At 70.8% G+C, this 20693-nt stretch carries 21 protein-coding genes and 1 pseudogene; 12 read left to right on the forward strand and 10 right to left on the reverse strand.

What is annotated here, in order from left to right; genetic code table 11:
* Positions 1-246: 246 nt before the first annotated feature.
* The 3 genes and pseudogenes from ACXIZN_RS00760 to ACXIZN_RS00770 form a co-directional block, all read right to left on the reverse strand.
* Positions 247-731 (reverse strand): annotated as a pseudogene (locus ACXIZN_RS00760) (SDR family oxidoreductase).
* Positions 710-946, reverse strand: coding sequence for an SDR family NAD(P)-dependent oxidoreductase (locus ACXIZN_RS00765; protein ID WP_457951879.1), 237 nt, complete (start codon positions 944-946; stop codon positions 710-712). The pseudogene ACXIZN_RS00760 and the gene ACXIZN_RS00765 overlap by 22 nt, the downstream one beginning before the upstream one ends.
* On the reverse strand, positions 943-1830 hold the full coding sequence (locus tag ACXIZN_RS00770; RefSeq protein ID WP_457951881.1) for an NAD(P)-binding domain-containing protein: 888 nt from the start codon (positions 1828-1830) through the stop codon (positions 943-945). The genes ACXIZN_RS00765 and ACXIZN_RS00770 overlap by 4 nt, the downstream gene beginning before the upstream one ends.
* A gap of 105 nt (positions 1831-1935) precedes the next feature.
* Between ACXIZN_RS00770 and ACXIZN_RS00775 the strand changes: the two genes are divergently transcribed.
* A complete protein-coding gene (locus ACXIZN_RS00775) occupies positions 1936-5151 on the forward strand; it encodes a BTAD domain-containing putative transcriptional regulator (protein WP_457951883.1) in 3216 nt (1071 codons plus the stop codon).
* Between the two features lie 84 nt (positions 5152-5235).
* Positions 5236-5763: a YceI family protein gene (locus ACXIZN_RS00780; RefSeq protein WP_457951885.1), complete on the forward strand. Its 528-nt coding sequence runs from the start codon at positions 5236-5238 to the stop codon at positions 5761-5763.
* Between the two features lie 62 nt (positions 5764-5825).
* Here ACXIZN_RS00780 and ACXIZN_RS00785 read toward each other — a convergent pair whose 3' ends face one another.
* A complete protein-coding gene (locus tag ACXIZN_RS00785) occupies positions 5826-6254 on the reverse strand; it encodes a YybH family protein (RefSeq protein WP_457951887.1) in 429 nt (142 codons plus the stop codon).
* Between the two features lie 135 nt (positions 6255-6389).
* On the opposite strand from ACXIZN_RS00785, the gene ACXIZN_RS00790 reads away from it, so the two are divergent.
* From ACXIZN_RS00790 to ACXIZN_RS00805, 4 genes are all read left to right on the forward strand, one after another.
* On the forward strand, positions 6390-7136 hold the full coding sequence (locus ACXIZN_RS00790) for a helix-turn-helix domain-containing protein (RefSeq protein ID WP_457951889.1): 747 nt from the start codon (positions 6390-6392) through the stop codon (positions 7134-7136).
* Between the two features lie 54 nt (positions 7137-7190).
* Complete coding sequence (locus ACXIZN_RS00795; protein WP_457951890.1) at positions 7191-7586, forward strand: VOC family protein; 396 nt, start codon at positions 7191-7193, stop codon at positions 7584-7586.
* 58 nt (positions 7587-7644) lie between these two features.
* Positions 7645-8031 (forward strand): hypothetical protein, encoded by a 387-nt coding sequence (locus tag ACXIZN_RS00800; protein ID WP_457951891.1) that lies wholly within the window; start codon positions 7645-7647, stop codon positions 8029-8031.
* 69 nt (positions 8032-8100) lie between these two features.
* Entirely contained in the window at positions 8101-9135 is a 1035-nt protein-coding gene (locus ACXIZN_RS00805) for an AraC family transcriptional regulator (RefSeq protein WP_457951893.1), read from the forward strand.
* Between the two features lie 9 nt (positions 9136-9144).
* Here the strand turns inward: ACXIZN_RS00805 and ACXIZN_RS00810 are convergent, their stop codons facing one another.
* Both ACXIZN_RS00810 and ACXIZN_RS00815 read right to left on the reverse strand, forming a co-directional pair.
* On the reverse strand, positions 9145-9663 hold the full coding sequence (locus ACXIZN_RS00810) for a DUF4188 domain-containing protein (protein ID WP_457951895.1): 519 nt from the start codon (positions 9661-9663) through the stop codon (positions 9145-9147).
* A 142-nt stretch (positions 9664-9805) separates the two neighbouring features.
* On the reverse strand, positions 9806-10969 hold the full coding sequence (locus tag ACXIZN_RS00815; protein WP_457951896.1) for a DUF418 domain-containing protein: 1164 nt from the start codon (positions 10967-10969) through the stop codon (positions 9806-9808).
* Positions 10970-11148: 179 nt separating this feature from the next.
* On the opposite strand from ACXIZN_RS00815, the gene ACXIZN_RS00820 reads away from it, so the two are divergent.
* Positions 11149-12105, forward strand: a complete 957-nt coding sequence (locus ACXIZN_RS00820) for an alpha/beta hydrolase (RefSeq protein WP_457951897.1) — start codon at positions 11149-11151, stop codon at positions 12103-12105.
* On the opposite strand, the gene ACXIZN_RS00825 is transcribed toward ACXIZN_RS00820, so the two are convergent.
* A complete protein-coding gene (locus ACXIZN_RS00825) occupies positions 12051-12308 on the reverse strand; it encodes a hypothetical protein (protein WP_457951899.1) in 258 nt (85 codons plus the stop codon). The two genes, ACXIZN_RS00820 and ACXIZN_RS00825, sit on opposite strands and share 55 nt — an antisense overlap.
* Entirely contained in the window at positions 12305-12877 is a 573-nt protein-coding gene (locus ACXIZN_RS00830; protein ID WP_457951901.1) for a TetR/AcrR family transcriptional regulator, read from the reverse strand. Before ACXIZN_RS00830 ends, ACXIZN_RS00825 begins: the two co-directional genes overlap by 4 nt.
* Before the next feature lie 93 nt (positions 12878-12970).
* On the opposite strand from ACXIZN_RS00830, the gene ACXIZN_RS00835 reads away from it, so the two are divergent.
* Entirely contained in the window at positions 12971-13390 is a 420-nt protein-coding gene (locus ACXIZN_RS00835) for a GNAT family N-acetyltransferase (protein WP_457951903.1), read from the forward strand.
* Positions 13391-13551: 161 nt separating this feature from the next.
* Here ACXIZN_RS00835 and ACXIZN_RS00840 read toward each other — a convergent pair whose 3' ends face one another.
* Positions 13552-14844 (reverse strand): amidase family protein, encoded by a 1293-nt coding sequence (locus ACXIZN_RS00840; protein WP_457951904.1) that lies wholly within the window; start codon positions 14842-14844, stop codon positions 13552-13554.
* A 101-nt stretch (positions 14845-14945) separates the two neighbouring features.
* Between ACXIZN_RS00840 and ACXIZN_RS00845 the strand changes: the two genes are divergently transcribed.
* The 4 genes from ACXIZN_RS00845 to ACXIZN_RS00860 are packed head-to-tail and all read left to right on the forward strand — an operon-like array spanning position 14946 to position 19700.
* Positions 14946-15929: an ornithine cyclodeaminase gene (locus ACXIZN_RS00845; RefSeq protein WP_457951906.1), complete on the forward strand. Its 984-nt coding sequence runs from the start codon at positions 14946-14948 to the stop codon at positions 15927-15929.
* On the forward strand, positions 15920-17266 hold the full coding sequence (locus tag ACXIZN_RS00850; protein ID WP_457951908.1) for a Y4yA family PLP-dependent enzyme: 1347 nt from the start codon (positions 15920-15922) through the stop codon (positions 17264-17266). Before ACXIZN_RS00845 ends, ACXIZN_RS00850 begins: the two co-directional genes overlap by 10 nt.
* Positions 17263-18321, forward strand: a complete 1059-nt coding sequence (locus ACXIZN_RS00855) for a PLP-dependent cysteine synthase family protein (protein ID WP_457951910.1) — start codon at positions 17263-17265, stop codon at positions 18319-18321. The genes ACXIZN_RS00850 and ACXIZN_RS00855 overlap by 4 nt, the downstream gene beginning before the upstream one ends.
* Positions 18318-19700: an MATE family efflux transporter gene (locus ACXIZN_RS00860; RefSeq protein WP_457951912.1), complete on the forward strand. Its 1383-nt coding sequence runs from the start codon at positions 18318-18320 to the stop codon at positions 19698-19700. The genes ACXIZN_RS00855 and ACXIZN_RS00860 overlap by 4 nt, the downstream gene beginning before the upstream one ends.
* On the opposite strand, the gene ACXIZN_RS00865 is transcribed toward ACXIZN_RS00860, so the two are convergent.
* A complete protein-coding gene (locus ACXIZN_RS00865) occupies positions 19676-20638 on the reverse strand; it encodes a hypothetical protein (protein ID WP_457951914.1) in 963 nt (320 codons plus the stop codon). The two genes, ACXIZN_RS00860 and ACXIZN_RS00865, sit on opposite strands and share 25 nt — an antisense overlap.
* Between the last annotated feature and the right edge of the window lie 55 nt (positions 20639-20693).

The raw sequence follows: 20693 nt of genomic DNA on the forward strand, positions 1-20693 counted from the left end.
GAAGGAGCGCTGCCGGAAGGCCCTGCTCCACAAAGGACACAAGCACTTCTCCGGTGGGCGCGGCCCGCCCGTTCCTATGGGCGGGCCGCGCCAGCGGCGCACCAAAAACGCGAAATCCTTTGACCAAAAAATCGAAAACGGGAAAGGAAGNGCCCTGCTCCACAAAGGACACAAGCACTTCTCCGGTGGGCGCGGCCCGCCCGTTCCTATGGGCGGGCCGCGCCCACCGTTTTCGCGCGCCGCGGATCACCGCGGGGCGGAGATTCCCTGTCCGAGCCCGCCGTCGACGGTCAGTCCGGCGCCGGTGGTGAAGGTCGCGTCGAAGGCCAGGAACAGCACCGCCGCGGCGATCTCGTCGACCGTTCCGTGCCGTTTCATGGGCGTCGCGGCGTCCCCGGCGGCCATGAAGCCTTCCCGATCCTGGCCGGACATCCCGGTGATGCCCATGCCCGGGGTGTCGATGAATCCGGGCTGAGCGTGTTCACCCGGATACCCCTGGGCAGCAGTTCGCTCGCGATCCCTTTGGCGAACGCCCTGACCGCGGCTTTCGCTCCGGAGTAGACGGTCATGGCAGGGGCGCCGCCCTCGTCGGCGATCGAGGTGGTGAACACGATCGAACCGCCGTCACGGATCAGCGGGGCCAGCCGTTGCGTGGTGAAGAACGCGCCCTTGGTGTTGGTGGCGAAGCCCTCGTCGTAGGACGCTTCGGTCACCTGCTCGAAGGGTTCCATCCTGGCGATGCCGACGTTGACGAACACGAGGTCGGCCCGTGGGCGGGGCGGGACGCGAGTCCGGTCCGCGTCGTTTCGATGTTCCGCTCGTCGCGTCCGGTCAGCACGACTTCCGCGCCGCCGTCGAGCAGCGCCTTGACGACCGCCTGCCCCATACCGTGTGTCCCACCGGTGACCACGGCCTTCTTGCCCGGGTATTTCCCCGCCGGCGTCACAGCGCCGCCTTCCTGGCCAGCTCGATCAGGCCCGGCAGATCGTGGCCGCGGTGGCCGATGAGGTCACGGAGCGGGACGAGCAGGTGGGAGAGCAGTTCGCCGTCGACGCCCTGGCCGGCGCTGGCCTCGGCGATGTTGGCGATGGCGACCGCCTGCATGCTTTCCGGGGACACCGGGTCCTCGGCCTCTCTGACGGCGCCGGTCTGCTCGGCGAGCGCGGGCAGTCCGACGGTCATCGCGGTGGTGAGCCAGGGGATGAGCAGTGACGAGGTGAATTCCGGCAGGTCGGCCTGCTCCGTGCCGACGAGGGCGAGCGCGTGCCGGGCGCCCGCGGCCTGTCCGTACATCGCGCTGAGCAGGGCGAGGTCGTAAAGCGCCGCCAGCCCGGCATCGGTGCCGAGGTACCGGCTGCCGCCGAGTCGGCCGAGCAGGCCTTCATGCTGGTCGAAGGCGGATTTGGAACCGCTGTAGAGCACCAGGGCCTCGGGACGGCCGATCATCGGTGGCACGGCCATGATGCCGCCGTCGAGGTAGTCGGCACCGTGCCCGGCCGCCCAGACCGCGGTCTCGCGGGCCTGTTCCGGGGTGCCGTTGCCGAGGTTCACCAGGAGACGACCGGAAAGGGCGCCGGCGGCGGGGGCGAGCACGTCGTGCGTGACCTCGTTGTCGAGCAGGCAGACGATGACCACCGGGCCGGCAGTGATCGCTTCGGTGATCGAGCCCGCTCGCACGGCTCCGTCGGCGACGAGGGTGTCGGCTTTGGCGGCGGACCGGTTCCACACCGTCGTCCGGTGGCCCGCCTTCAGCAACGCCGCCGCGAGCGCCTTGCCCATGGCGCCGAGGCCGACGACCGTCACCGGGGTGAGGGCATCTTGCTCACTCACGAAAACTCCGTTCTGTCTTTGTGTTCTTCCGATCCGCACCCTGAGGTCAGCCGCACTGGGTCCGGTCAAGGTCTGGTCTAGGTCCGGCGGGGTTACTGTGGTGACGTGCGTTTCGGGGTGCTCGGTCCGCTCGAGGTGTGGACGGCGGACGGGACACCGGTCACGATCCGGGAATCGAAGGTCCGCGCCCTGCTCGCCGACCTGCTGGCCAACGAGGGCCACCTGGTGTCGGCCGACCGGCTCATCGCGGACCTGTGGGGCGACACGCTTCCCGGCAACCCCGCCAACACGCTGCAGACCAGGGTGTGGCAGCTGCGGCGCGCCCTCGCGGAGGCCGAGCCGGGCGGCCGGGATCTCGTGGTGTCGCGCCGTCCCGGGTATCTGCTGCGTGCCGGCCCGGACGCGCTGGACATGCACCGGTTCCAGGCGCTGCTCGCCCGCGCGCGGACCGTCCGCGATCCGGCGGACCGGGCGGCGGTCCTGACCGAGGCACTGGGTTTGTGGCGGGGACGCGCCTTCGCCGGCTTCGAGGACACCGACTTCGCCGGCCCTCTCGCGCAACGCCTTGAGGAACAGCGGCTGTACGCGATCGAGGAGCAGGCAGAGGCCAGACTGGACGCCGACGATCGTGACGGCGCCGCCGTGGCGAGCGAGCTCGGCGACCTCGTGACGGCGCACCCGCTGCGGGAACGGTTACGGGCGGCGCAGATGCGCGCGCTCTACCTCGCCGGCCGCCAGAGCGAGGCGCTGGCCGGATATCGCACGCTGCGGCGGCAGCTGGCCGAGGAACTCGGGGTGGATCCCAGCCCGGAGCTGGCGGACCTTCACCAGGCGATCTTGGCGCGGTCGCCCACGTTGGTCCCCGCGGCGAACCCGGCGCGGCCGCGGACGAACCTGCCTGCTCCGCTGACGCCCTTGATCGGCCGCGCGGAAGCCCTGCCGGTGGTGCGATCGATGCTCGACACGGGCCGGCTGGTGACCCTCACCGGCCCGGGTGGTGTCGGCAAGACCCGGCTGGCGGTGGAAACCGCCCGGCGGCTGGCCGCCACCTTCCCGGACGGCACCTGGCTGGTCGAACTGAGCGCACTGGACCGGGCCGACGACGGCGACCCGGGCACCGCGGTGGTCGATCTGGTGGCGCGGGTCCTCGATCTCCGCGACGACACCCCGGCCGGTCCTTTGCCCGCGGGCGAGCGGCTTCCGCTGATCGACCGGCTCACGTCGTCGCTGCGCAACCGGCGATCGCTGCTGGTGCTCGACAACTGCGAGCACGTCATCGAGCCGGTCGCCGACCTGGCAGGACGGCTGCTGGCGGCCGCGCCGGGGCTGCACATCCTGGCGACCAGCAGGGAACCGCTGGCCGTCGAGGGGGAGCAGGTCCGGCCCGTGCCGCCGCTGGACCTACCCGAGCCCGGTACGCCGCCGTCCGTCCTGCGGCGATCCAGCGCGGTCGAGTTGTTCGTGGCCCGCGCCTCCGCCGCCGTGCCGGGTTTCGAGCTGGACGCGGGCAACGCCGACGCGGTCGCCGCCGTCTGCCGTCACCTCGACGGCATCCCTCTCGCCATCGAGCTGGCCGCCACTCGCGTGCGGGCACTGGACGTGCGGGAACTCGCCACCCGGCTGAACGACCGGTTCCGCTTGCTCACCGGCGGACGGCGTCGCGGACCGGCCCGCCACCGCACCCTCGAAGCGATGATCGACTGGAGCTGGCGGCTGCTGACCCAGGCGGAACGGATCGTGTTGCGCCGCCTGGCCGTCCACGCCGACAGCTGCTCCCTCGCCGCCGCCGAAACCTTGTGCGCGGGGGACGGTGTGCGGCCGGACGACGTCCTGGACCTGCTGGCCAGGTTGGTCGACCGGTCGCTGGTGGTCGTGGTCGACACCCCTTCGGGTGCCAGGTACCGGCTGCTCGAATCGATCGCGGCGTATTGCCGGGAACGCCTCGGCGAGAGCGGCGAGGCGGCGCGAATGCGGCGGAGGCACAGCCGCTACTACACGGAGCTGGCCGAACAGGCAGAACCGCACTTGCGCGGCGGGCAGCAGCGACGGTGGCTGGCATCGCTGGACGCCGAGACCGCCGACCTCCGCCGCGCCCTCGACAGTGTCGTCGACGAGGGCGACGTCGTGCTCGGCCTGCGGCTGGTCGGCGCGCTGGGCTGGTACTGGTTCCTCCGCGGCAGGCTCGGCGAAGCCCGCCGATCGTTCGAACTCGTCCTGGGACTCGACGTCGACCGTGGCGCCGCCTCGGCCATCGCCCGGGTATGGCACGCGGGAATCTCCCTGATGATCAGGGACACCGGCACACCGGCGCCGTCACCCGAGGAACTGCGACGGCTGTGCGACGGCATCGACGACCCGGCCTCCCGGGCCAGAATGGAATGGTTCCTCGGGTTCGCGCAGGCGGGTTTCGGTGCCCCGGCCACCAGTGAGGACTCGGCAGGCCGGTCGCTGTCGGCCTTCCGTGCCACCGAGGACCGATGGGGGATCGCGGCGGTGTCGAGCACGCGGGCGGCACTCGCCCTCGCCCGGGGTGACCTCGGCGTGGCCGAACGGCTCGGCGGGGAGAGCCTGGCCGTCTTCGACGAACTCGGTGACGACTGGGGCCGCCTCAAGGCAGGCCAGGTTCTCGCCGTGCTGGCCGAAGTCGTCGGTGACTACGGCACGGCGGCCCGGTTGCACCGCGACGGGCTGCGCACCGCCGAGGAGCTCGGCCTGCGGACCGAAGCCGCGTGGGAACTGTCCGGGCTCGGCAGGATCGCCCTGCTGGAGGGCGACTACGCCGCGGCGGGCGACTGGCACGACCGGTCGATGCGGCTCGCCGTCGAGCAGTCGCACCATCGGGGTATCCAGTACGCCGAGGTCGGTCTCGGTCTCGGTGCCCGAAGGCAGGGCAGGCTCGACGCGGCGGAGAAGCATCTGCGGAACTGGCTCGACTGGTGCCGCCGGTGGGATGGCGACGCCGGCGTCGCGCTCATCCTCGCCGAGCTCGGCTTCATCGCCGAGCAACGCGGTGACACCGCGCAAGCGCTCGCCCTGCACCTGGACGGTTTCCGCGCCGCCCGCTCCACAATGGACCCGCGCGCGATCGCGCTCGCGCTGGAAGGCCTGGCCGGCGCGCAAGCCCTCGCGGGACACCACGGCCACGCCGCGCACTTGCTCGGCATGGCCGCCGCGCTGAGAGGATCCGCGGGAGCACCCCTGCCTTCTGCCGAACGAGGCGACGTCGAGCGGATCACGGCGGCCACCCGGCAAGCGCTGGGGGAGCAGGACTTCGCCGCCGCGTTCGAGCACGGCGCCGGAACGACTTTCGACGAACTGTGACGCTTCCGGGAACATCCTCACATCCGATGGGGGTGCCTCGTCGTACCACCGAACCGAACACCGTCCGGCGAGGAGCGACCAGACATGACCATGACCACGTTGAGCGAGCTGACCGGCGATTACGTCCTCGACACCGCCGGCACGCGGATCGGGTTCGTCGCCCGGCACACGATGGGCACCAGGGTGCACGGCCGGTTCGACCTGTTCGAAGGCGGTGCGCACCTGGACGGCGACGACCCGTCGAAATCCAGTGGACGGCTCGTGATCCAGGCGAAGAGCATCCAGACCCGCAACGAACGGCGCGACGAACAACTGAGCGCCAAGTTCCTGGGGGCCGGCGACCACCCGGTCATCACGTTCACCACGATCGCGGTGGACCAGGTCGGCGAGACCGGCTTCGACGTCGCCGGTGACTTGACCATCCGCGGCGTGACCAAGCCGGTGACCGTGGGCTTCGAGCTGACCGGCGCCGAGAACGACCGGCGGGTCGCCTTCCGGGGCGGCGTCACGATCAGCCGCGGGGACTGGGGCGTGAACTGGAACGCCGCGACCGGCGTCATGGTCGGCGCGAAGGTACGGCTGGAGCTCGACGTCGTCTTGATCCGGCGGTGACCACCACGGCGTCGGGACCGGGCGGGACACGTGCTGCCCCGCCCGATCCGGCCCGGCGCCGCTCACGTCTCCGGCGGGAACCAGGCCTGCAGGGTCTCCATGTCGATCGGCAGCGAGATGTGCTCGTGCGTGATCAGCCACGCGCCCTCCGATCGGCGGCAACCGACGGTCGAACGCACCCAGATCGAGGTTTCCAGGCCGTTCGTGCGCTTCCCGGAATCCAGGTGAAGCATGTGCGCGAACGCGACGTCGCCGCTCGCCGCGACGGTCAGCTCGTGCGTCCGAAGGCTGATGGGCCCGTCGTAGCCGTCGAACCACCGCAGGAAGTTGCCGCGGACCTCGTCGGTTCCGGTGAACCGGAGCGGGGGAACGGCGTCGTAATAGACGATGCCGGGCGAATAGTGGGACATGAGCCGGTCGATGTCCTTCGCTTCGGCGGCGGCGACCCGGCTCTCCAAGAATTCCCTGACATCGGGATCGAGTGAAGTCATCGTGTTCTCCCTTTCACCGTCCGGTTCGGGGCGGCGATCCCCGTGGTTCCGGTAGCCCGACGACGCGGCCCGGCGAATTGTCAGGCGGCCGGACGAAGGCTTCACCGGCCTCGCCCGAGTGTTAGTTTCTCGACCGTGAGCCTTGATCCGGCTGGTGGCGTCGAGCAGCGCCCGTCCGATTCTCCGTACGTGGAGCGGGTTTACCGGGCCGGGACGGATGCCGTCGCGATGCCGGCGCGGATGCGGTCCATCGCGAACTCGAACTGGGAGCTCGTGGTGTGGCGTGACCGGGGCGAGACGCATGTGGCGGTCCGTGGCCCCGAGACGAGTCCCACGGTGCTGGACCTGGAATCCGGCGAGGGTGAGACGGTCGGGATCATCTTCTCGCACGGTGCGTTCCTGGCGCCGCTGCCGGTGCCGAAACTGGTCGACACCGCCGTGACGAGCCCGCACACCACGGCTAGCTCGTTCGTCCTGCAGGGCGAGGAGTGGGAAACGCCCTCGTACGACAACGCCGACGTCTTCGTGGATCGGCTGGTCCGTGCCGGATTGCTGATGCGTGATCCGCTGGTCACCGACGTTCTTCGCGGCGACGCCGCCACGTTGGTCACGCCGAGGTCGGTGCAGCGGCGGGTGGCCGCGGCCACCGGGCTGACCCAGGGCGCGATCCGGCAGATCGAGCGGGCACGGCAGGCCGTGATGCTGCTGGGGCAGGGGATACCCGCGATCGAGGTCGTGCAGCTGGCCGGGTACCACGACCAGCCGCACCTGGCGCGCTCACTGACCCGGTTCACCGGCTGCACGGCCTCCCGGCTGCGGCGGGCCGACGGCGGCGAGATGTTGTCGCTTCTGTACAAGACCGACGTCGCGGTCCGCCCGTAGTTTCGTGGTGACGCCGGGAGTACCCGGCACACGAGACATCCTGGAGGGCTTGTCATGGCGATCACCCAGATCTACGTCAACCTGCCGGTCACCGACCTGGAAGCGAGCACGAAGGTCTACCTGGCTTTGGGCGGAACGGTCAATCCCGATTTCAGCGGGGACACCTCCGTCCAGGTGGCGTTCGCCGACACGATCATGGTGCAGCTGATGACCCGCGAGACGTTCGCGACGTTCACCAAGCGGTCCACATCGGACGGTCCGATCGAGGTGATCAACGCACTGGCCGCCGGATCCCGCGAAGAAGTGGACCGCCTGGCCGGCGCCGCGCTGGCCGCGGGTGCCACCGAGCCACGCGCCGCCCAGGACATGGGCTGGCTGTACAACCGGGCGATCGACGACCCGGACGGCCACTGCTGGGAGCTGCTGGCTTACGACCCCGGCGCCCTGTGACGGACCGCACGGCGCACTTCGTTGACCTCCAGTCCGATCGAGGTCCGACCATGAGGCCATGACCCTCGAAGCTGACGAAATGCTCCTGTTCCGGAACACCATGCGGATCACCGACGGCCACCTGGAGGAGTTCACCGCCGCCGTCCGGGACGCCATCGACTTCGTGGAGCGCAACGCGCCGCAGGTGATGGTGCAGACGTTCGTGGACGCCGAACGGATGCTGGCCTACAGCTACCAGATGTACGCCGATTCCGACGCCGTCCTCGAACACTGGCGGGTTTCCGAGAACCACATCAACGCCGTGTCGGCGCACTGCACGGTGGTGGACTTCCAGGTGCACGGCTCGCCGGACGAACGGGTGCTGGCGGGGATGCGCGGGATGATCGACGACGGCACCGCCGTCGTCACGCCCCGGATCGCGGGGTTCGTCCGCCCCCTGGCCTGAAGCCTTCCAGTACGGTGACACGGCGACGAAGAGGGGAAACGGGGGCACCGTGGCGGGAACGGCTCGTCGATGACACCCGCTGACGCGGCCATCCCACCGACGCTGCTGAGCGCGGTCGTGGCGATCGGACGGCGAGCCGGACTGCCGGTCCCGGCCTGGTTCTCGGGGACCGGGCTCGAACCCGGTCTCCTCGACGAGGTGGATATCCGCGTGTCGTTGGAGCAAGCCAGGACGGTGCTCCGCAGGGCCGTCGCGGCGATGCCCGGCCGTCCTCTCGGCCTCGAGGTCGGAGCCCGCGACGCGTTGCTGTCCTTCGGCTTCGTCGGCGTGGCGATGAGATCGTCCGCGACCGTCGGCGACGCGTTCCGGGTGGTCGACGAACTGCATCGGGCTTCCGGCAGCCTCGCCGACTTCACCGCGGAGGGCCTGGACGGCGACGAGATCGAACTGTATCTCCGGGAGCGTTGGCCGGACCCCGTCCTGCTGCCGTTCCTCGCCGAGGAGGCGTTCGCCAGCACCATCGCGTTCCTGCGCTCCGTCCTCGGTGAGACCTGGACACCCACCCGGGTGTTCCTCTCCTACCGCCCGCCGGTCCATGCCGCCCGATACCAGCGGTTCTTCCGTTGCCCGGTGCACTTCGACGCCGACGCCGACCGGCTGGTGATCGGTTCCGACGTCTTGCGAGTGCCGATCCCCACGCATCACGAACCGACGCTGCGGACGGCTCTCGCGGTGTGCCGGAGCCTGATCGCGCCGGAGCGGACCAGGCCCGGAGTCGTCGCCGCGGTGGAAGGACTGCTGAAGGCACACCTCCACCGCCCGCTCACCATGACCGACATCGCCGCGCAGATGCACATCAGCGAACGCACCTTGCGACGGCAGCTCGCCGAGGCGGGCGAGAGTTTCGCCGCCATCCGCGACCGTGTCCGCGAGCGGCACGCGACCGCGCTGCTCCGGCATTCCGCCCTGGCGATCTCGGCCGTGGCCGCCGAAGTCGGCTTCAGCGATGGACGCGAGTTCCGCCGTGCTTACCGGCGTTGGACCGGCCGGACACCCCTTGCCGCCCGCACCACGGGCGACGGATGTCCGGCCGGCGAGACCTGACCGCCGAGGTCAACCGGCCCGGCACAGCCGATCCTCCGCGCTTGCCGGCAGCGCGGTGGCGCCGTCCGCAAGACGCGTGCGGGCACGGTGGTATCGCTTCTCGACGGGGACGGTCTTCGTCGCTTTGGGCAGCCCCATGGCGGGCGTCCCGACGAACATGCTTTCGGCACGCTCGACGACGAAGGTCTCGTGCCAGACTCCCACCGCTTCGGGGTGTTTCCTCGCCATCGCGTTGAACCTCGTCCACGCCGGCCGGTGGCTCAGCGACCCGGCGGACGCGTAGGCGTAGAGCTTGTCGGCCGACGACCAGTACTGCACGGCGAACGGCCCTCTGCGGTTGAACAGGAACTCGTAGCCGAGCAGTCCCGAGTCCGGGTCTTCGGCGAGTTCGCGCATCATCGCCGGCATGGCGAAGAAGACCGGAAGCCAGAGATCGGGCCGCCACCACCGGTTGAACGTCATGCCGATGTGGAACACCACCAGCTCCCCGTCGTACTGATGTGTGACCCTGCCTGGGGTGATCTTCATCGGTTCTCCTTCGCCGCACCGTCGATTTCTTCCGGTGCCCAGTTCACCGCGCGGAAGGTCTTCGGGCGGAGGGCATCGACGGCCACCACGGGGGGCGAACCGGACACGTTCCGCATCCTCGGGACCGCCGCGCGGTGAGCCGTCATCGCGTGTAGAGGCGATGCATGAGCAGTTCGAGCGGGCCGCGGTCGAACCGCCGGAGCCACAGGGCGGCGAAGGCGACGTTCACCAGCCCCACGAAGGCCCAGAGGCCGACGATCCACCATGGACGGACGTCCGCGAAACGCTCGGCGAGACCGAGTCCCCAGCCGTAGCACAGGGCGCCGGCCAGCAGGTTCTGGAGGACGTAACAGGAGAGCGCGGTGCGGCCGACCGCGATCAGTCCACTTCGGACGGCTCCGGGCCGCTCACGCATCCGGAGGCTGAGGTGGGTGACCAGGGCGAGCAGGCCCAGGGCGACGAGCGGGGGCAACAGATACCGGTCGACGAGCAGCCAGTCCGGGCCACTGAACCCGGTCAGCACGTTCAGCGGCAGGCCGACGGCGAAACCGAGCACGAGCAGGCGCGAGCGGAGCCGCGCTCCCTTGTCGGTGTCGTCGAAAACGCCTGCCCTGCGGAGGCGGGAACCGAGCAGGAACAGGACGACGGCGGAGGGCACGATCAGCACGATCTCCGCTCGCAGCAGGAAGAAATCGTTCAGCCGGGCGGCGACCTGGGCGGGCCAGCTCGCGGTCTCGGAGGGGTCGACCGGGACGGGTTCTCCGGCGGCCTCCGGGGTGGCGGCGAGCAACGCGGTCGCGGCGAGCAACAGTGTCACGTACACGCCGCCCACCACGACGACGACGTTCCGCACGACCCGATCGCTCCGGCCGACGAGGTACGCCACGAGCAGCGAGGTGAGCCCGTAGGCCATGAGCACGTCGCCTTCGAACACGAGCAGGAAGTGTGCGACCCCTTCCAGGAACAGGATTCCCGCCCGGAGCGGATACCTGCCGGGCCAGGGGGCGCCGCGCCGGCGGGCGGACTGGTACTGCAATTCCAGGCCGACGCCGAACAGGATCGTCAGCAGCGCGAGGAATTTGCCGTTGGTCAGCACGCGTAAGCCGACCTCGGCCCGCTCCGCGAAGGTCGTCGCGGTGCCGACGAAGTCCTGGAAGAAACCGGCGGGCCCGCCGGGATGCGCGAACAGGAACACGTTCGTGCCGAACGTGCCGAGTATCGCCACGCCGCGGAGCAGGTCGAGGGAGGAGATCCGGCCGCCACGGGATTGCCGCGCGGCGGCGACTGCCGACGTTTGGTGACTCATGGTATCGAGCCTGTCACCGCACGCGGCCGCCTACCTCCGTCGTTGGGACGACCTGGCACCGTCACTTCGTAGCACGCCCGATCAGTGATGCGCTTGCCGTTGCACGCAGTGCGTGCATAATGGCGGGGCAGGTCATGCGAAGACGAATCCGGCGTGACGCCGGGAGGGGAGCGGAAGAGATGAGCGACGAGATCGCCGCCGGGCTACGGCCGCCGGAGCCGGACTTTTCGACGATCACGACCGAGGAGCTGATCGCCTACCGCGAAGCGGAAAACCGGGCACGGGCGTCGAAGGCGGCCCGGGCGTTCCTCGGGGAGCCGGACGACGGCGCCCTGATCGACTGGCGGATGATCGCGTTGCCCGGCCGCGATCTGCCGGTCCGGGTGTACCGCCCGGCAGTCGGCGGCGACGTGGCTCTGCCTCTCGTGGTCCACGTCCACGGAGGCTGCTTCGTCGGTACCGCGGTGCAATGCGATTGGCCCAACAGCCGCCTCGCCGCGCGGCTGCCGGCGGTGGTGGTTTCGGTCGAGCACCGTCTTGTCGCGCCGGGCATCGCGCTCCCGGACGCGGCAGGCGACGGCTGGGACACGCTCGTGCACGTGGTGCGGCACGCCGGGGAATGGGGTGCCGACCCGGAACGGGTGGCCGTGGTCGGCGAGAGCTACGGAGGGCTGATCAGCGCGCTGACCGCCGTCCGGTCCAGGGAAGCCGGACCGCGGCTCAAAGCGCAGGTGCTGGTCAATCCGGCGGTCGACGTGACCGAGTCGATGTTCGACTATCCCTCGATCGCCGAGTACGCCTACAGCCCGACCCGGGCACTGCCTCTCCTTCAGTTCGTCCAACGGCTTTCGGCGCCGCCGGGGGTCGACGCCCGCGCGTGGTCGCCGGTCCGCTTCGACGACTTGAGCGGGCTCCCGCCGGCGCTCGTGGTGGTGCCCACCCGTGACGCGCTCGCCGACCACGGACGCCGCTACGCGGAACGGCTGCGTGAAGCCGGGACCGAGGTCCGGCTTTCGGAATATCCGGGAGCGAGGCATGGATTCCTGACGCTACCCGGGGTGGAGCCGCAGGCCGGGGCCGCTCAGGCGGAGATATCCGAATTCCTGCGCGAGGCACTCGCTTCGGCCTCGATCTGATCGAGGTGCGCGGCGAGGATGTCCGCGTAGGCGTCCCGGCGGTCGGTGCCGAGCGGGCGGATCTCGCGGGCGAAATGGGCCACCGCGGGGAACTGTTCCGGGTCGGCCCCGAGCACGGCGACCCGGAACGATTCCAAGCCGTGTTCGCGATCCTCCGTGGCGAGGGTGCCGATACCGCCGTCGGCGGCGATCAGCGCGGTCACGAGAACCGCGATCCGGTGACAGTGGACGGGAAGGCGCTCGTCGGGCAGGCCCGACGAGCGCAACGCCTGGAGCAGCGCTTCCAGTACGGCGCGCGATCCGCTGCCGCCCGAGGCGTAGCGCCCCCAGACGGTGGCGATCTGGGGCCGGCGGGCGAAGACGTCGCGGAGCCGGAACGCGACGTNTCGGGCAGGCCCGACGAGCGCAACGCCTGGAGCAGCGCTTCCAGTACGGCGCGCGATCCGCTGCCGCCCGAGGCGTAGCGCCCCCAGACGGTGGCGATCTGGGGCCGGCGGGCGAAGACGTCGCGGAGCCGGAACGCGACGTCGGTGACGCGCTTTTTCCAGTCGCCTTCGGGGCTGTAGCCTTCCATGGCGGTGAGGAGGGCGCGGTCCGCGACGGCGCGCAGGAGTTCGGCCTTGTTCCGGAAATGCCGGTACAGACTGGAGGAATCGGTGCCGAGCACCGCGGCGAGCTTGCGCACGCTGAACGCCTCCGCGTCGCCGCCCTCCAGGAGTTTTCCTGCCGCGTCGAGGATGTCGTCGCTGGTCCAGCGCCGTCGGCCTGTCATCACCGGTACTTCTTCCTGTCGCCGTCAGTGGCACAGTCTACGATCGCACGCGCCGGGTGCAACGCCGTCGGCTCGGATAAGGGGTGATCAACCATGGACGACTCCTACCGCCTGGAAGCGGGCTCGCCGCCGGTCGACGACTACCTGCGGTTGCGCCGCGAGGCGGGCCTCAGTGAACCGCCTCGGGAACAGGCCGAGCGTGGGGTAAACGGTGCTTGGGCCTCGGTCAAGGTGATCCACCGGCCCACCGGTGAGACGGTCGGGATGGGCCGGGTGATCAGCGACGGCGGGTGGTACTTCCACATCGTCGACATGGCGGTCCTCCCCGCGCATCAGCGGCGCGGTATCGGGGACGCCGTCCTCGACGCCCTGCTCGCCGAAATCGACGCCGCGGCCCCGGGCGCGTACGTCAATCTGCTCGGCGACCCGCCCGGATGGCGGCTGTACAAACGGCACGGGTTCGTCGAGACGGCGCCCGGGACCGTGGGTATGCGGCGGGTGCTCGACTCCTGAGGCAGGCCGCCGCCTAGCTCGCGGCCGGTGTCGCGAAAGCCACTTTCGCGACCTCTGATGTCCCGAAAGTGGCTTTCGCGACGCCACTTTCGCGACCTCTGATGTCCCGAAAGTGGCTTTCGCGACGCGAGCGGGGCGATCACTCGCCCCAGCCCTGCCGCCTAGCTCGCGCCCAGCACCCGCTCGACGAAAACCCCGGCCGCCAGCAGTTTCCGGTCTTCGCCGGCCGGACCGTCGAGGGCCAGCCCGGCGGGCAGGCCGTCGCGGTCGCGCCCCATCGGGACGGTCAATCCCGGGAAGCCCGCGATGCTGCCGGGCTGGCAGTTGCGGATGAAGGTCGGGAAGGTCGGGACCGCGCGCCCGCGGTGGACGAATTCCCCGACGGCCGAGAAATCCCGGGCCGTCGCGGGGGTGGCGGGGAAGGCCAGCGCGTCGATCCCGTTGTCCGCGAAGATCTTCGCGTAGGAGTCGCGCAACACGGAGCGGTTGGCGAGGGCAGCCTCGTAGACGCCCGGCTCGACACCCGGCACGACCGCCTCGGCGAAGATGGCCCGGACGTCGGCGGCGGCGACCTCGGCGACGAGGCGCTCGAACGAGACCTCAGGCACGTATTCGGCGAGATAGGACCGGAGCGCGACGCCCGCTTCGTGGATCACCAGCGGCATTCCCTGGTCGGCGACGAGTTCGGCGAGGGGCGTGTCGTCGACCGGCACCAGGTCGGCGCCCGCCGAACGCAGACGGGCGAGCGCGGCGTCCCACAGTTCTTCGACCTCTTCGGCCAGATCGCCGGTCAAGAAGCCGTGCGGAACGCCGAGCCGGATCGGTGAGCGCTCGATCAAGGGTTCCGGCTCTTCGCCCGCGAGCACCGCGTCGAGAAGGGCGAGATCGGCGACCGTGCGGGCGATCGGCCCGGCCGTGTCCCGGGTGGTGCTCAACGGGGTCATACCGCCGGACGGATAGCGGCCCGACGTCGGCCGGAAACCGCAAACGCCGTTGAGCGCGGCGGGAACGCGCACCGAACCTCCGGTGTCGGTCGCCAGGCCCGCCGGAACGATGCCCGCCGCGACGGCGACCGCGGTCCCGCCGCTGCTGCCCCCGGCGAACCGGGACGGGTCGCGGGCGTTGCGCACCGGGCCGAGCGGGGTCGTGTCGCACGTGATGCCGAACGCGAGTTCGTGCATGGCCGCCTTGCCGACGATCACGGCACCCGCGCCGACCAGGCGCCGGACCACCTCCGCGTGTTCCCGCGGAACGTGGTGCGCCAGCGCCGGGGTGCCCGCGGTGTTCGGCATACCGGCGACGTGGATGTTGTCCTTGACCACCAACGGGACTCCGGTGAGCGGGCCACTCGCCTCCGGTGCGCCGTCTACCGGCGCGAGATGGCTGATCGCGTTGAGATGCCGGACTTCTTCCGCGCGCGAACGGCTTTCCGAAGCGCTCCAAGGCCCACTCACGGTTGCCAGCCTAGCGTGACAAGGGCCACACTCAACGAAAAAGACAATCGTTTTCATTAAGCTGCGGCGCGCCACCTTCCCACGAGAAAGGTCGATCGTTCATGAGCTCCGGTCCCTCGCTGCACATTCTCACGCGCTCGGATCTGCACAACCTCGAACTCACCCCGGACGAGGCGATCACGATGGTCGAAGACGGCTACCTGGCCTACGCGTCGGGAGCCTCGCGGAACCCGGCGAAGCTGATGGTGCCGATGCCGGATCCCGCGCGGGACGCCGTCGCGTACTCGATGCTCGGCTACGACGGCTCCCTCGAGCAGGCCGCGTTCAAGACGAGCTACCGCCAGGGCGGCACGTCGGCCGAGAAGTACTACACGACGATCACCCTGTACGACGACACCACGGGCATGCCGTTCGCGCTCATGGACTGCCACCGCGTCGGCGCCACCCGCACGCCGGCCAGCACCGCGCTGATCGCGCGTTCCTGTGCCCGGCCCGGCGCGCGATCGGCGCTCATGGTCGGCACCGGCGCGCAGGGGATCCGGACGCTGCCGTACCTGCTCACCGCGCTGCCGGAACTGGAGCGGCTGCGGTTGTTCGGCACGCATCCCGACGGCCTGCGCGACAGCGTCGCCGCGGTGAAGGAGCGGTTCCCCGACCGCGAGGTCGAACTCGTCGACGACGTGGAGGCCGCGGCGCGCGAGTCCGACATCGTGGTCGCGGCGTCGGGCCGCGCGGCCCACCCGAAGATCCGGCTCGGCTGGCTGCCGCCGGGCGGGCTGCTGATCTCGGTCGCCAGCAAGGGGGTCCAGGAGGGCACGCTCGCCGAGGCCGACTACACCGTGGCCACCAGCGGCGCGCAGGTCGAGGTGACCGGGCAGCGGATGGCCGGGCCGGACGGCGTCTTCCGGATCGACGCCGAACTGCCGGAGATCCTCGCCGGTCGCGCGCCCGGCCGACGCGGCGGCGAAGACCGGGTTTTCGCCTTCAGCAGCGGCATGATCATCACCGACATCCCGGTGGCGCACGCGCTGGCCGCCCGCGCCATCGCGGCGGGCCGCGGCCGCGAGGTGGCCCTGTGGACCTGATCGACACCCTTTCCCCGCCTTTGCCCGCGCTCGAACGCCCTTGGGCGCCGCGACTGCGTGACTCGGAGACCCTGTGGGAGATCGCGCGCGCCGTCGGCGGCGGGCCGTTCCACGTGATCCATCCGGCCACTTTCGCCGAGAACCTCGAAGGAATGGTCGCGGCGCTCGCCGCCGAGCGCGTCGAAGGCACCGTCTACTACGGGAAGAAGGCCAACAAGGCGGCGGCGTGGCTGCGGGAATGCGTCCGGCCCGGCACGGGCGTCGACGTCGCGAGCGTGCCCGAACTGGTGCACGCACTCGGAAACGGCCTGCGCGGCGAGTCGATCGGGGTCACCGGCGCCGCCAAACCGGACGGCCTCCTCTGGCTCGCCCTGCGGCACCGCTGCCTGCTCGCGGTGGACGCGGCCGACGAACTGGAACGCGTCGCGCGCATGGCCGCCGAGCTCGGGGAGACGGCCCAGGTGCTGCTGCGGGTGCGGCCGCCGTCCGCGCCGGAGAGCCGGTTCGGCTTCGCTCCCGGCGCGGTGAAGGCGGCCGTGCGGCAGTGCGCCGAATCGGTCGTCCTGCGCGGTTTCTCGTTCCATCTCGACGGCTACGATCCCGTGCCGCGGGCGGAACTGGCCGCGTACCTGATCGATCTGTGCCAGGACGCCCGCGCGTTCGGGCAGCCCGCGTCGAAGATCAGCATCGGTGGCGGGATCGCGGTGTCCTATGTGGACGCCGGGGACTGGGCGCGGTTCGAGTCCGGCAGGAACGACGGCTGGTTCCACGCCGGCCGCAATCCGTCGAAGACCTATCCGTACCACCAGGCGCCGGCCGGGGCGGCCATGGTGACCGCGATCCTGCGCCACGAGATCGCCGGGAAACCGCTCGCGGAGCGGCTGCGCGCGGCCGGGATCGAGCTGCTGCTCGAACCGGGCCGTGCCCTCGTCGACGGCGCCGGATTCTCGGTCTTCCCGGTGCTGGGCTGCAAACCCGCCGAGGGCCACCTGATCACCACGGTCGCCGGTCTGTCCATGAGCCTGTCCGAACAGTGGAAGGGCAGCGAGTTCCTGCCCGATCCGGTCCTCGTGCGCCGGGAAACCACGGACGGCGGGCCGGTGCGCACCGTCGTCGCCGGTTCGAGCTGCATGGAGTACGACGTGCTGACCTGGCGCGCGGTGGAACTGCCCGCGCGGCCGAGGACCGGCGATCTGCTCGTGTACCCCAACACGGCCGGCTACCAGATGGACAAGAACGAGAGCGGCTTCCATCAGCTTCCCCTTCCCCCGAAGGTGGTGGCAGACGGCGACCGCTGGCACGTCGACACCGACTACCCGATCCAGGAGATCCGATGACGATCGTCCAGCGCGCGTCCGAGCTGATCGGGAACACGCCGCTGCTGGAGCTCGCGCGCACCGGCACCGGGACGCGCCTCCTGCTCAAACTCGACCACCTCAACCCGACCGGCTCGTGCAAGGTGCGCATGGCCAGGCAGATGATCGACGAGGCGGAACTCGAAGGAAGGCTGCGGCCTGGCGGGCATATCGTCGAACCCACCTCCGGCAACACCGGCAACGGGCTCGCGCTGGTGGCGCTGGAACGCGGCTACCGGTTCACGGCCGTGGTCGACCACCACGCCGCCAAGGAGAAGCTCCGGATGCTGCGCGCGCTCGGCGCGGAACTGGTGTTCGTCGAAAACCCGCCGGACGGCGGGGTCGGCTCGGTGCGGCGGCGGCTGGTCGCGGCCCGGATCGCCGCGGAAACCGGTGCCTACCATCCCGATCAGCACAACCATCCCGGCAACGGCAACGGGTACGCCGGGCTGGCGCGGGAACTCATCGGGCAGCTCGGCGACGTCGACGTGCTCGTCGCGGCGATCGGCACCGGCGGCTCCCTGTGCGGGACGGCGCGTTCCCTGCGCGCGGCGGGCGCCGTCACCCACGCGGTCGCGGTCGAACCCGTCGGCTCGATCATCTTCGGTGGCGCGCCGGGGATCTACCACCAGACCGGGGCGGGCAGCCCGGCCGGTTTCCCGGTCGGGGACAACGTCGACCGGTCGGTGATCGACGAAGCCCACCGGGTGTCCGACAGCGACGCCTTCGCCGGAGCCCGCGTCGTCGCCCGGCGCACGGGCGTCCTGGTCGGCGGGACCACGGGCGGCGCGATCCACGTCGCGCTCCGGCGGCTCTACGCGTATCCGGCCGGAAGCGTCGTCGTGGTGCTGTGCAACGACGCGGGGGAGAAGTACCTCGACTCGGTCTACGACGACGAATGGCTGCGGGCCAGGGGAGTGCTCGACGAACTGGCCCACCGCCGGATGGAGCGCTGGTTCGCCACCTACGCCGCGTCCGTGCGCGCGGCCACCCGCGACCGGACGGCTCGCCCGGCGCCGGTGGCGGTGGGCGTATGAGCACGGCGGTGGAGACCCGCGGCTACCGCGCGCTCGTCGCGCTGGCCGCGCCGATCGCGGGAATCCAGCTGGCGCAGGTGGCGCTCACCAGCGTCGACCTGGCCATGCTCGGGCTGCTCGGCGTGACCGCGGTGGCGGCGGGCGGGCTGGCGATCCTGCTCTACAACCAGATCCGCACCATGTGCGTCGGCATGGTCACCGGCGTCGGGAACCTCGTGGCCACCGCGGCCGGGGCGGGGGAACTCCGCACCGGCACCGGGGAACTCGACGAGCGGGCGCGGGACGAGATCCGGACGCTCCTGCGGTCCGCGCTGCTCGTCGCGACCCTGACCGCGGCGGCGGGCGCGGCGGTCCTTTGTGGACTGGCGGCCGCGCTGCCGTTGCTCGGGCAGAAACCGGAGATCGTGTCGCTCGCCAGGGCGATGATGTTCGCGCTGGCCGGCGGGTTGTTCCCCATGGTGTGGCTGAACGTGGTGCGCCAGTTCGCGGTCGGGCTGCGGCGTCCGGGTTCGCTCCTCGCCGTGACGCTGGTGTCTATCGCGGTCAACGCCGCCCTCAACGCCGCCTTCATCTACGGCTGGCTGGGCCAGCCCGAGCTGGGCGTCGCCGGGATCGGCCTGGCGACGACGCTGGTCCAGTTCTTCACGCTCGCCGTGTTCGCCTCGGCCGTCCGGCGGGATCCCTTGCTGCGCCCCATGGTGTCGCTCGCGCTCTGGCGCGCGGACCCGGTGGTGGTCCGGCGGATCGCCCGGCACGGGACCCCGATCTGTTTCACCTACGGGTCGGAGGCCGCGATCACCTCGATCGCGACCATGCTGATGGGCGCCTTCGGCCCGGCGATGCTCGCCGCGTCGAACGTCGCGAACCAGCTCGCGTACATCGTCTACCAGGCGAACATCGGGCTGTCGCAGGGATCGTCCATTTTGGTCAGTCGCGCGGTCGCCCACGGCGATCACGGGCGGGCGCGGGTGATCGCCCGCCAGGCGTTCACCCTCTCCTGGTCGCTGATGGCGGTGGTGAGCCTGGCGTACCTGGTGGTGCCGGAAGCGCTGTTGTGGCCGTTCCTGCACGACGAGGCCGGCACGGTGGTGCTCGGCACGGCGTCGGCCCTGCTGGTGTTCGCCATCGCGCAGCAGTACAGCAAGGGAACCCAGAACATCCTCGTCGGTTTGCTGCGCGGCCTCGGCGACACCGTTTCCGGCCTCCGCTGCACCCTCGCCGGATACTGGGCGGTGGGTGTGCCCGCGATGTTCCTGTGCGCCTACGTGTTCGGCTGGGGCGGCTGGGGTGTCTGGACCGGGCTGTGTCTCGGTTTCGCGGCGACGGCGGCGCTGCTCGCCCGGCGGTTCGCCGCTCACGGGCCCGGTTCGGCACGGTAGCGGTCGATCCGGTGGAGCAGGTCGCGGGAGGCGGGGTCGGTCGCGTGCCCGCGCAGGAGCGCCGCCAGCGGCGCGAGCCGGTCCTTGGTGCGGGTGGAACCGAGGCCGCGCGCCAGGTCCAGCGCTTCGGAGCCGGTGCGGACGGCTTCGTCGAAATCGCCTTGGAGCGCGTGGTTCTGCGCGAGCATGATCAGGGTGAGCGCCAGGCTGCGGGACATTTCCGCGCCATAGCCGTCGATGGCGTCGCGTAACCGCGCGATCGCCTCGTCGCTGTGGCGCGAGGCGACCGTCCTGGCCAGCTCGGTCAGGACGGTCCCTCGCATCGCGGCCATGTCCGTGGTGCCGAAGAAGGCTTCCCATGGGTGCGCGGGCGCCCAGGTTTCCGCGCTCTCGAACTGGCACTCCGCCCGCGCGAGGCACGCCAGGGTGGAGCGTTCGTCGCCCGTCTTGGCCAGCGCCCACGCCTCGTTGACGGTCAGGATCGCCCGCGCCCGCCGGGACCCGGACCGCTCGGCCGCGGCTTGGCCGTGCCGGAGCTGGCTCAGCCCGTCCTCGAGGTCGTCGTGGTGCAGGGCCAGCCTGCCGAGGCGGTACCGGATGTTGGCGACGAGATTGTCGTTCCCCGCTTCGGCGGCGAGACCGAGCGCGCGGTCGAACCGGATCCGCGCCGGGATCCGGCGGCCGATGTCGAATTCCGTCCAGCCGAGCAGATTGTGCAGATCGGCGAGCACGGTCAGCAGCCGCGGGCGCAGCGCGCCGGGCACCGAACCCCAATTGAGCAGCAGGCTGACCGATTTCACGACGTGCACCGCGTCGCAGGAAAAGGCGCCACCCTGCCGGTAGTCCAGCGCGCGCAGGACGTCGACGGCGTTTTCGAGACATTCGACGTCGGTGGTGCCGATGCGACCCGGCGGTCCGCCTTTTCCGGTCGTTGTCATGAACTCACCTCACGCAAGTCATGGCCTGCCTCCGGCTACCCGGAGCCGCCCCCTC

Source organism: Amycolatopsis sp. TRM77291 (assembly GCF_054166285.1).